8 protein-coding genes are annotated in these 10,734 nt (G+C 74.3%); 2 read left to right on the forward strand and 6 right to left on the reverse strand.

Annotation, left to right across the window (positions count from 1 at the left end; genetic code table 11):
- Window positions 1-152: 152 nt before the first annotated feature.
- The 4 genes from ACFV9H_RS40295 to ACFV9H_RS40310 are packed head-to-tail and all read right to left on the reverse strand — an operon-like array spanning window position 153 to window position 4,304.
- Window positions 153-1,055 (reverse strand): LysR family transcriptional regulator, encoded by a 903-nt coding sequence (locus ACFV9H_RS40295; RefSeq protein WP_385408775.1) that lies wholly within the window; start codon window positions 1,053-1,055, stop codon window positions 153-155.
- A 9-nt stretch (window positions 1,056-1,064) separates the two neighbouring features.
- Window positions 1,065-1,991 carry a DMT family transporter gene (locus ACFV9H_RS40300; RefSeq protein ID WP_385408777.1) on the reverse strand — a complete coding sequence of 309 codons (927 nt, stop codon included), beginning with the start codon at window positions 1,989-1,991 and terminating at the stop codon, window positions 1,065-1,067.
- 51 nt (window positions 1,992-2,042) lie between these two features.
- Entirely contained in the window at window positions 2,043-2,987 is a 945-nt protein-coding gene (locus ACFV9H_RS40305; protein WP_385408779.1) for an EamA family transporter, read from the reverse strand.
- 54 nt (window positions 2,988-3,041) lie between these two features.
- On the reverse strand, window positions 3,042-4,304 hold the full coding sequence (locus tag ACFV9H_RS40310; RefSeq protein ID WP_385408781.1) for an MFS transporter: 1,263 nt from the start codon (window positions 4,302-4,304) through the stop codon (window positions 3,042-3,044).
- Window positions 4,305-4,407: 103 nt separating this feature from the next.
- Between ACFV9H_RS40310 and ACFV9H_RS40315 the strand changes: the two genes are divergently transcribed.
- Window positions 4,408-4,902: a MarR family winged helix-turn-helix transcriptional regulator gene (locus ACFV9H_RS40315; protein ID WP_385408783.1), complete on the forward strand. Its 495-nt coding sequence runs from the start codon at window positions 4,408-4,410 to the stop codon at window positions 4,900-4,902.
- Between the two features lie 89 nt (window positions 4,903-4,991).
- On the opposite strand, the gene ACFV9H_RS40320 is transcribed toward ACFV9H_RS40315, so the two are convergent.
- Together ACFV9H_RS40320 and ACFV9H_RS40325 are read right to left on the reverse strand one after the other, a co-directional pair.
- Window positions 4,992-5,222 (reverse strand): hypothetical protein, encoded by a 231-nt coding sequence (locus ACFV9H_RS40320; RefSeq protein WP_385408785.1) that lies wholly within the window; start codon window positions 5,220-5,222, stop codon window positions 4,992-4,994.
- 56 nt (window positions 5,223-5,278) lie between these two features.
- Window positions 5,279-7,426, reverse strand: a complete 2,148-nt coding sequence (locus ACFV9H_RS40325; RefSeq protein WP_385408787.1) for a 4-alpha-glucanotransferase — start codon at window positions 7,424-7,426, stop codon at window positions 5,279-5,281.
- Window positions 7,427-7,647: 221 nt separating this feature from the next.
- Here ACFV9H_RS40325 and ACFV9H_RS40330 point away from each other — a divergent pair, with 221 nt between their 5' ends.
- Window positions 7,648-10,641 (forward strand): beta-N-acetylglucosaminidase domain-containing protein, encoded by a 2,994-nt coding sequence (locus tag ACFV9H_RS40330; RefSeq protein ID WP_385408789.1) that lies wholly within the window; start codon window positions 7,648-7,650, stop codon window positions 10,639-10,641.
- Window positions 10,642-10,734: the final 93 nt, after the last annotated feature.

A 10,734-nucleotide genomic window follows, 5' to 3' on the forward strand; every position in this document is an offset into this window, starting at 1 on the left:
GGGCTGGATTTGCCCTCCGGGCATTCCAGCCCCGCCGGGCGGGTTTTCAGCCCGTCCGGCGCTTGAGGACCGGGTCCGGGCAGAGCCCGGCTCTCTCAGCCCCGCCGGCGTTTGAGGCGCGGGTCCGGGCAGCGCCCGGGCTCCGGCTACGGCTACTCCCGGGCGGCGGCCACCTCGCGCAAGGCCTCCAGGACGTGGGCCACGGCGGGCGCGGACTCGCCGCCTCGGCGGACGGCCGCGATCACGTGTCGGGTCGGCCGGTCCCGGGACAGCACCCGCACCGCCACACCCGAGGCCCGGCTCGACACCATGCGCGGGACCAGCGCCACACCCATCCCCGCCTGGACCATGGCCAGGATGGCCGTCCAGCCGGAGGCGGAGTGCGCCTGCTCGGGTACGAACCCCGCCGCCTCGCACGCGCCGACCGCGATCTCCGACCAGGGGCCGCTGCCCCCGTAGATCCACGGGTCGCCGGACAGGTCGGCCAGCCGCAGGTCCGCCGTCGCGGCCAGCGGGTGCCCCGGCGGGAGCGCCACGTCCAGCGGGTCTTCCATCAGCGTCACCCGGGTGAACCGGGGATCGCGCGCGGTCGGCGCGTGGGCGGCCAGGGACAGCGCCAGGTCCACGCCCCCGCCGGCCAGGAGCTCGTACGACTCGGCGGCCTCCGTCTCCCGGACGCGAACCTCCACCCCCGGGTGGCTGACCCGCAGCGCCGCCACCGCCGGTACGACGAGCGCCGGCACGGCGGTGGAGAAGGCGCCGACCCGAACCTCGCCCGCGTCTCCGGCGAGGTAACCGGCGAGTTCGGCGTCGGCTCGTTCCAGCTGTGCGAACACCGCCTCCGCGTGCCGCAGTACGAGGTGCGCCGCGTCCGTGAGGCGGACCCGCCGGCCCTGGGCCTCCAGCAGCACCACCCCCAGCTGCCGGGCGAGGTTCGTCAGCTGCTGCGAAACGGCCGAGGGCGTCATGTGCAGCGCCTCGGCCGTCTTGGTCACGGTCCCCTGTTCGGCGAGGGTCCGCAGGATCCGCAGCTTCTTGATGTCCCACTCGGTCATGCCGCGAACCTACCGGCGGACGCTCCCGAGCATGACTCCGCCGAGGATCAGCGCCATGCACAGCAGCTGCGCGGGGCCGGTCTGCTCGCCGAGCAGGAGGAAGCCGAGGCCGGCGACGCAGACCGGCTGGAGGTAGTAGACGACTCCGGCGCGGGCCGCCCCGATGATCGAGATGGCCTTGTTCCAGGCGAAGAAGGCGACGGCCGAGGAGAACACGCCGACGTACAGCAGCGATCCGACCGACCCGGTGGTGACCTCGAAGGCGCCCTGCACGGAGACGGAGACTGCGTAGGCGGGGGCCAGCATCAGCGCGCCGAGCGCGAAGGTGGTCATCAGGAAGGCCAGTCCGCCCAGTTCGGCGGGCTTGCGCTTGAGCAGGGCGCTGTACGTGGCGAAGGAGAGGGCGGCGGCGAACATCCACAGGTCGCCGGCGCCGAAGTCGAAGCCGATCGAGCCGTCCCCGACGAGGAGCAGCACGCCGAGGGCCGCGACGAGCATCCCGATGGTGCGCCGGGCGCCGAGCCGTTCGCCGCCGAGGCGGGCGTACAGGGCCATGATGACCGGCGAGGCGGCCATGATCATGCCCATGTTGGAGGCGGAGGTGGTCAGTCCGGCCTGGTGCACGAGGGTGTTGTAGAGGGCGACGCCGAACAGCGAGGCCACGGCGATGAAGCCGAAGTGCCGCCGGATCAGGGCCCGCTGCTGCCAGACCTGGCGGGCGGCGAAGGGGGCGACGGCGACGAGGGCGATGACCCAGCGCCAGAAGACGGCCTGCACGGGCGGGACGGTGCCGGCCATTCCCCGGGTGGCGACGAAGCTGCCGGACCAGACGACCGTCGCGAGGAGGGCGAGGAGCACGCCGAGCCCGGCGGCTCCCTTCTTCCCCGTACCCATGGCGATGGGCTGTGCTTGCGAAACGGTACGGACGCGGTCCATGACGGCCACTGTGTGTCTCCCCCTCGGGGTTGGTCTGTGTGGTTCGTGGGCCTACCGTCGCACCTGCCCATCGGTCAGGTCCATCGAAATGTTTCGATGGATCTGTTCAGCAGAACTGAACGATTCCTCGGCGGCGTGGGCCGTCTTGGCGGCCGAGAGCTGTCCGGCGACCGTGGCCCCGAAGGCGATCGCCATGCCGGCGAGCTGTACGGGCGTCAGCGCCTGCCCGAGTGCGGCCCAGCCGATGACGGCGGCGGTGAGCGGGGAGAGCGGGCCGAGCAGGGTGACCGAGGTGGCGCTGAGCTGCCCGATGCCGCGGAACCAGAGCCAGTACGCGATTCCGGTGTTGATCAGCATCATGTAGCCGTAGCCGAGCAGGGCGTTGCCGTCGAGCGCGGGCGGGGCTCCCTCGACGAGGAGGGCGACCGGGATGATGACCAGCCCGCCCGCGGTGAGCTGCCAGCCGGTCATGGCGAGCGGGCCGACCCCGTCGGGCCGCCCCCAGCGCTTGGTCATGACGGTGCCCGCGCCCATGGAAACGGAGGAGACCACGCCCGCGATGATCCCGATGAGGTCCAGCTTCGCCTCGGCGGTGAGGACGACCATGCTCACGCCGAACGCGGCGACGACGGCCGCGAGGACCGTACGAGCACGCGCGCGCTCCCCCAGGAGCAGCGCGGCGAGCCCCACGACGAACAGCGGTCCGGCGGCGCCGAGCACGGCCGCGACCCCGCCGGGCAGCCGGTAGGCGGAGAGGAAGAGCAGCGGGAAGAAGGCGCCGATGTTGAGGGTGCCGAGGACGGCGGACTTCCACCACCACTCGCCCTTGGGCAGGGTCCGGGCCAGCGCGGTCAGCAGCAGTCCGGCGGGCAGGGCCCGCATGACCCCGGTGAACAGCGGCCGGTCGGGCGGCAGCAGTTCGCTGGCGACGAAGTAGGTGGAGCCCCAGGAGATGGGGGCGAGGGCGGTCAGGGCGACGGTGGCGATGCGCTTCATGGTGTGACCTCGGCAGGTGAGGAACGCGGGACCGTGGGGGAGGTGCGGGAGGACTCAGGCGGCGGCCGGCACCGCGGTGCGCGGGGCGGCGGGGGCCGGCGGTTCGGCGTACACGGCCTCGACGGGCAGGTGCCGCTCCAGCCGGACCAGCGCCAGGGCGGCGCCGAGCGCGGTGACCGCGAGGACGGCCCAGGGCAGCCGGCCGTCGACGGCGAGCAGCGCGGTGAACAGGGAGGGGGCGAGCGCACTGGCCAGCGAGTGCGACAGCTGGTAGGTGGCGAGGTAGCGGCCGCGGACGGCTTCGGGGGCGGCGGAGACCGACAGGGCGCCGCCGGAGGGGCTGTGCACCAGCTCGCCGATGGTGTAGACGACCACGATGGCCAGCAGGGCGACGAGCGTGGCGGTCTGCCCGGGGCGCAGGGTGCCGAGCACGATCTGGCCGACGAAGGCGGCGGCGAAGAGCACGGCGCCGAGGGCGGCCGAGCGGGTGCGGCGGGCGCCGGAGCGGCGGACCCGGCCGGCGATCAGGACGCCGATCCCGGCGCACAGGACGGTGTTGACGGTGAAGGCGGCTCCGGTGAGGGAGTCGGGCGCCATCAGCCAGGTGGAGAGGTAGAGCGGGAAGAGGACGGAGAGGGCGGAGTAGCCGAGCGCGGTCAGGAAGTTGGCGGCGGTCAGTCCGAGGAACGGCCGGTCGCGCAGGACCATCCGATAGCCGGCGGGCGGGCGCTTGGCGGAGTCGGTCTCGGCGTCGCGGACCGGGCGGACCCGGGCGACGAGCAGTCCGGCGAGGGCGAAGGCCAGCGCGTTGCCCCAGGCGGTGTAGGTGAATCCGCCGGTCCCCCACAGGCCGAGCACCGCGGAGACGAGCAGGGCGCCCGCGCCCATCCCGGCGTTCTGCAGGGCCCGGATGGAGGCCTGGAGCCGGTCGCGGGCGGAGCCGCGCGCCACCTCCCCGATCAGCGACTGCTGGACGACCGAGAAGGAGCGGTCGGCGAGGGCGGTGACGAGGGTGACGGCGGCGAAGGCGGGCAGCGAGCTCGCGAAGGGATAGAGGGCGAAGCCGGCCGCCCGCATCCCGTAGAGCACCAGGTTGACCTTCTTGGCGCCGAACCGGTCGACGGCCGAGCCGGCCAGCGGCATGAAGACCAGACCGGCGACGCCGGTGATGGTCATGACCAGGCCGACGAGGGTGAAGGAGAGGCCGGTGACGTGGTGGAAGAAGACGAGCGAGAACGGAACGTACATGCCGATGCCGACCGCGCTGATCCCCACACCGGCGAGCAGGGCCCGCTCTCCCGCCACTCTCGTGTCCATTGCTTCCCCCAAAGTAGGTCGATGGAAAGTAGCTTACTCCTAAGCTACTTTCCGTCAAGCAACTTTCTTGCGATCGACTTCAGGAAGGCTGGATACTGCGCCCATGACCGAGGCCAACAAGGACGCCGTCGACGCCATCGCCGCCCAGTGGCACGTGGTGCGCCCGGACCTGAACACCGACCCCATGGCCGTCTTCGGACGCATCTACCGGATCGCCCGGGCCATGGGGGACGAGATGGAACGGGCCTACGCCCGGTTCGGAATCTCCCGCGGGGAGTTCGACGTGGTCGCCACGCTGCGCCGCTCCGGCGAGCCGTACACCCTCTCGCCCCGGCAGCTGTCGGCCACGCTGATGCTCACCACCGGCGGCATGACGGGGCGTCTGGACAAGCTGGAGAAGGCCGGACTGCTCTGCCGCAAGCCCGATCCGCACGACCGGCGCGGACTGCAAGTGACGATCACGGACCGCGGACTCGCACTCATCGACGAAGCCGTCACCGCCGGCCTGGAGGTGCAGCGCGCCGCGCTCACCGGGCTGAGCGAGGAGGAGATCGAGGTGCTCACCGGCCTGCTCCGCAAGCTACTGGCCGGGATCTGAGAACACAACGAGGCGCCGGAGGTCGCCACACGACCGAAACAAACGGTGTGCGGACCCCCGGCGCCCCGGAAGTTTGTGCGCGAAAAGCCCTACTGCTGCTTGCGCGACTTGTCGCCGACCATCACCAGGCCGGCGATGACCAGGAACAGCACGATCGGCGCGGCCACGTACAGGCCGAGCGTCTCACCAATGCTGATGCCCTTGCCCGGGTCGTCGCCGTCGTCGCGGGTGAGCGCGAGGGCGGGTGACGTCATCAGCAGCATCATCAGCGCAGTTCCGGCCGTGACGGCGCCGGCGCGCAGAGCGTTCTTCTTGTCCACGGTGCAAAGCTAGCGAACGCCCGAACAGCCCGCGCGCCCGGGGGTGCCGTACGGGGTCACGCCCCCTTGCGAAGGGCCCTCAGCAGGGCGTTCGCCCGGGGCGAGGCGGCCAGTTCCGCCAAGGTCAGCGGGTATCCGGCGGCGTCCGCGACGGGCAGCCGCCAATTGGGGTACTGGTCCCAGGTCCCCGGCAGGTTCTGCGGCCGCCGGTCCCCCACCGCGTCCGGCAGCCATACGCCGACCAGCCGGGCGGGGGTGCGCAGCAGGAAGGCGTACAGGGCCCGCACGGCGGCCTCCTCTCCCTCGGTGTCCAGGCCCAGCCCGGCGAGCAGTTCGAGCCACTCGGCGGTGTCGGCGGCGTCCTCGGCCCGCTCCCGCTCGGCCGGGCCGGTCAACAGGCCGAGCCGGTCGCGCAGGTCCACGTGGGTCCCGGCGAGCTTGGCGGCCGTGGGCGGCAGGTCGTGCGTGGTGACGGTGGCCAGGCAGTCGGCCCGCCAGTCCTGCGGCGCGAGCGGCTTGCCACCGCCGTCCCAGTCCCGCTCGAACCAGAGCACCGAGGTGCCGAGCACCCCGCGCCGCGCCAGCGCACGGCGGACCCGCGGCTCCACCGTCCCGAGGTCCTCGCCGATGACCAGGGCCCCGGCGCGATGGGCCTCCAGGACCAGGATCGCCAGCATGGCCTCGCCGTCGTACGAGACGTACGCGCCCTCGGCGGGCGGGGTCCCCTCGGGGATCCACCAGAGCCGGAACAAGCCCATCACGTGGTCGATCCTCAAAGCCCCGGCGTAGCGGAACACCGAGCGCAGCAGGGACCGGAAGGGGGCGTAGCCGGTGGCGGCCAGCCGGTCCGGGCGCCACGGCGGAAGCCCCCAGTCCTGACCGCGCGCGTTGAAGGCGTCCGGCGGGGCGCCGACGGAGGCGCCCCGGGCGTGGAAGGAGCCCGTACGCGCGTCCGAGCCGTCGGGGTGCACCCCGACGGCCAGATCGTGCACGATGCCGACATCCATGCCGGCCTCCCGCGCCACCCGCTGGGCGGCGGCGAGCTGAGCGTCGGTCAGCCAGACGAGCCAGCGGTGGAAGTCGGCCCGCCCGTTCGGTTCCTGACCCGCACACCAGGAGGCGTGCAGATCCAACGGCGACCCCTGCCGCTCGCAGAACGCCACGTATTCGGCCTCACGCTCGGGTGTGCGCGGCACGGCGTACAGCAGCTCCAGAGCGGCGCGCTTGAGTCCCCAGACGGCGTCCCGGTCGATCAGCGCGCCCTTCTCCAGCACCTGCCGGCGCAGCTCCCCACCCCGGGCGGCGAGTTCGGCGAGGGCCTCGCGGTCGGAGCAGTCGGCGTATTCCGGGACGTCCTCGACGCGGAGGTGCACCGGGTCCGGGAAGTGGCGCGAGGAGGGGCGGTACGGCGACGGGTCGGTCGGGGTGCCGGGCACGGCCGCGTGCAGCGGGTTGACCTGGATGAAGCCGGCGCCGTGGGTGCGGCCGGCCCAGCGGGCGAGCTCCGCGAGGTCGCCGAGGTCGCCCATGCCCCAGGAACGTTCGGAGAGCAGCGAATACAGCTGGACGAGCAGCCCGTGGGCCCGCTCGGGCGCGGCGGGAGCCCGCTCCGGAGCCACGATCAGGGTGGCCGCGGCGCCACGGCCGTCGGGCAGGGTCACGGCGATCCGGTGAACCCCCAGGGGCAGCCCGCCGGGCAGCGATCCGTCGGGCCCGATGCACCACTCGACGGCGGCCGCCGACCGCTCCCGGGGCCGGGCGTGCGCCGGGGCGTCCCCGCAGGGCGCCGAACCGGGCCGGCCTCGGCCCTCCGACCCCTCGTCACGTTCGGCGCCCGAGGAGACGCCCCGGCGCGCGCCCGGCCCCACCGGAACGGGCCCCGCGGGATCGCCCGCGGCACCCCGCGCCCCCTCCTCGCGCTCCAACTCCACCCGGATCCGCGTGCTTCGCGGCAAGGCGGCCAGCCCGGCCGGCTGCGGCTCGCCCTCCCACCACACCAGCGTGGGCGGCAACAACCGCTCCCGCAGCTCGCGTTCGGCGCTCTCCAGGCTCCCCCGGACGTCCTCGGGGGTGTCGGTGACCACGCCGAGCATCCCGAGCACGGCGGCGACCGTGGCCTGCGGGACCTGGACGGTGACGTCCGCGGCGGGCTGGTAGGTCGTGGCCACACCGTGCAGGGCCGCGAGCCGGGCCAGGTCGTCCATGGGCGCACTCCTTTGTGCTGAGGGTGGGTCGGCGCCCGGTCAACACCGGGGCGGCACCCTGGGACACGGCCGGGGAACACCGCAGCCCTACCCAGTCCGAGGCATCGCATTCCTGGCGTATACCGGTCAGATCGCCCATCCACATTGACACTCCGGCCGCACGGGTGGTGGGCTCGGGCTCATTCGTACGAGCGGGGGACGTCTCGGGACGAGGAGGCTCTGTGCAGCTCAGGGGCAGGAAGCGGACGACGGCCGCCGCCGTGGCGGTGATCGGGTCACTGCTGGGCGGCGCCGTGTCCTCATCTCCGGCCGGCACCTTCGCGATCGCGTCCGGTCCGACCGGACCGGACCGCGAGCCGAACGCCGTCGCGGGCGCGGGCGCCTCCGCCGAGCTGGTCCTCGACCCCGCCGCCAACCCCGCGCGCGGGGCCACCGAGGGGCCCGCCGTATGGCCCCGGCCGCAGTCGATGACGGCCGATCCGGCGCGCGAGCTGCCCCTGGGCGCGGAGGCCGTACTGGTGGCGCCGGGCGACGTGGATCCGTACGCGGTCCAGGTGGTGCGGGAGGCCCTGCGCGCGGCCGGTGTGCGCACCGTGCACGAGACGGCCCCCGGGGCCCCGCTGCCGACGCGCGGCACCGTCGTACGCCTCCAGGGCCCGGACGCCCAGGAGGCGCTGCGGGCGGTGGGCGCGGCCGAGGCCGGTGACCTGCCGGACGGCGGCTACCGGCTGGCGGTGGGGCGGCCCGCCGGCCGGGACACGATCGCGCTGGCCGGGGTGGGGGAAGACGGGCTGTTCCACGCGGCGCAGACGCTGCGTCAGCTGCTCGCGGCGGGCGGCGGGAAGGCGCCGGGCGTGCTGGTGCGGGACTGGCCGGCGGCGGCCGTGCGCGGGATCACCGAGGGCTTCTACGGAGAGCCGTGGAGCGGGGAACAGCGTCTCGCGCAAGTGGAGTTCATGGGCCGCACCAAGCAGAACCGGCTGCTGATCGCGCCCGGCGACGACCCGTACCGGACGACGGCCTGGCGCCAGGAGTACCCGGCAGAGCGGCAGGCGGAGTTCCGCGCGCTGGCCGAACGGGCCCGCGTCAACCGGGTCGTACTGGGTTGGGCGGTGGCCCCCGGCCAGTCGATGTGTCTGTCCTCGGCGGCCGACCGGGCGGCGCTCGTGCGCAAGCTGGACGCGATGTGGGAGCTGGGCTTCCGCGCCTTCCAGGTGCAGTTCCAAGACGTCAGCTACTCCGAATGGGGCTGCCGGGAGGACCGCGAGCGGTACGGGAAGGGACCGGCGGCGGCTGCGAAGGCGCACGCGGAGGTCGCGGGCGGCCTGGCGGCGCACCTGGCGCGCAAGGACCAGGGGGCGGTCGCGCTGTCGCTGCTGCCGACGGAGTACCACCAGCAGGGTGCCACCACCTACCGCAAGGCCCTGGCGGCCGCGTTGGACGCGCGGGTGCAGGTGGCCTGGACGGGCGTGGGCGTGGTGCCGCGCACCATCACCGGCAAGGAACTGACCGGCGCCCGCTCCGTGCTGGGCCACCCGCTGGTCACCATGGACAACTACCCGGTGAACGACTGGGACCCGGGCCGCATCTTCCTCGGCCCGTACGCGGGCCGCGAGCCCGCGGTGGCGGGCGGCTCGGCGGCGCTGCTGGCCAACGCGATGCCGCAGGGCACCCTGTCGCGGATCCCGCTCTTCACGGCGGCCGACTTCGCCTGGAACCCGCGCGGTTACCGGGCCGGGGAGTCCTGGGCGGCGGCGGTGCGCGAGTTGGCGGGCCCGGACGCACGGGCGCGGGAGGCGGTGGCGGCGCTGGCCGGGAACACCGCGTCGTCGGGTTTGAAGCTGGAGGAGTCGGCGTACCTGAAGCCGCTGGTCGAGCGGTTCTGGCAGGCCCGCGCGGCGGGCGACCCGGCGGCCGGGGCCGAACTGCGCAAGGCGTTCACGGTCCTGCGCGAGGCGCCCGCCCGGCTCCCGGCCCTGTCGGGCGAGGCGGGACCCTGGCTGGAGCGGCTCGCGCGCTACGGGACGGCGGGAGAGCTGGCCCTGGACGTGCTTCAGGCCCAGGCCCGCAATGACGGTACGGCCGCCTGGAAGGCCTCCCAGGCCCTGACGCGAGCCCGGGAGGTGCTGGCGGAGCCGAGCACCGCGCGGGTGGACAAGGCCGTACTGGACCCCTTCCTGACGCAGGCCGCCGCGGAGGCGGACGCGTGGACGGGAGCCGCCCGCAAGGCGGGCACGGTGACGCGGGACGCGAACAGCTGGACGGTACGGCTCGACGCGGAACGCCCGGTGTCGGCGGTGACGGTGATGACGGACCCGTTCCCGACGGGCGCGCGGGGCGCGGCGGTGGAGGTCCACGTGCCCGGCGAGGGCTGGCGCAAGGTGGCCGAGGCCGCCGCCTCGGGCTGGACCCAGGTGGACACGGGCGGACTGCGCGCGGACGCGGTACGGCTGTCCTGGGCGGGGGCCGCGCCGGCGGTGCACCGGGTGGTGCCCTGGCTCGGGGACGGCCCGCAGGCCGGCTTCGAACTGCTGGACGGCGCGGCGGCCGACGCGGAGGTCGGCGGCGCGGCGCGGCGGGTCTCGGCGAAACTGACCGCCCTGGGCGCCGGCGAGGTCCGCGGAACTCTGTCCGCGAAGCCGCCGGCGGGCGTCTCGATCCGGCTGCCGGGGACCGTGGTGGCCCCGCGGGGCGGGCACGTGTCGATCCCGCTGGAGGTCAGCGTCGCCCCGACGACGGCACCGGGCACCTACGCGGTCCCGGTCACCTTCGGCGGGGAGACCCGCACCCTGACGGTGCGTGCGGTGCCCCGTACGGGCGGCCCGGACCTGCTGCGCACGGCGCGGGCCGCTTCCTCGGCGAACGAGACCGCGGACTTCCCGGCGTCGGCGGCGGTGGACGGCTACCCGAACACCCGGTGGTCCTCACCGGCGGTGGACGGCGCGTGGTGGCAGGCGCAACTGCCGTCCCCGGCCCGGATCGGCCGCCTGGAGCTCCACTGGCAGGAGGCGCACCCGTCGGCGTACCGGGTGGAGACCTCCTCGGACGGCACCACCTGGCACCGGGCGGCGACCGTCGCCTCCTCCGCCGGCGGCCGCGAGACGGTCCGTCTGGACGCCCCGGAGGCGCGCTTCGTCCGCGTGACGTGCGAACGCCGCGCGACGCGTTTCGGCTGCAGCCTCTGGTCGGCGGAGGCCTACGCGGTCACGCCGTAGCCGGGCGCCGCAATCGCCGGCGGGGCTCAAATACCCGGGGCTCCGCCCCGTACCCCGCGCCTCAAACGCCGGCGGGGCTGGATATTTCAGCCC

Source organism: Streptomyces sp. NPDC059874 (genome assembly GCF_042731135.1).
Classification (GTDB): Bacteria; Actinomycetota; Actinomycetes; order Streptomycetales; family Streptomycetaceae; genus Streptomyces.